The 557-nt window shown below is 62.7% G+C and carries 1 protein-coding gene; it reads left to right on the forward strand.

From position 1 onward, the window contains the following. Positions 1-13: 13 nt before the first annotated feature. Positions 14-557 (forward strand): heavy metal-binding domain-containing protein (locus V7702_RS16840; protein ID WP_335651222.1); only part of this gene is annotated, 544 nt, incomplete at its 3' end.

Raw genomic sequence — 557 nt, forward strand, 5'->3', positions numbered from 1 at the left:
CCCGGTCTGCGGCATGACTGTCGCCGTCAAGCCTGACGGGCGTCACGCCGAGTTTCAGGGCGAGACCTTCCATTTCTGCTCGGAAAAATGCCAAGGGAAGTTCAAAGCTGATCCGTGGTTCTACGCTTCAGGGCGTGCCGCTGGACAGAAGAAGACCGCCCCGGCCAACGTCAAGTACACCTGTCCGATGCATCCCGAAATCGTCCGCGATGCGCCAGGTGCCTGCCCGATCTGCGGCATGGCGCTGGAGCCGATGGTGCCGTCTGACGAGCCAAGCGAGGAACTGACCGACTTCACGCGTCGCATGTGGATTTCGGCCGCAGCCGCGGTGCCGCTTGTCATCCTCACGATGGGCGAATTGGTGGCCTTGCCAGTGCGCGACTGGATCGGGCATCAGACCGCCAGCTATCTTGAGTTCGTGCTGGCGACGCCAATCATCCTCTGGGCCGCCTTGCCGTTCTTTCGGAGCGGCTGGGACTCGGTGGTGAACCGTAGCCCGAACATGTGGACCCTGATCAGCCTCGGCGTGGCGGCTGCCTACCTCTATTCACTGGTGG

It is taken from the genome of Phenylobacterium sp. (genome assembly GCF_036963605.1).
Classification (GTDB): Bacteria; Pseudomonadota; Alphaproteobacteria; order Caulobacterales; family Caulobacteraceae; genus Phenylobacterium.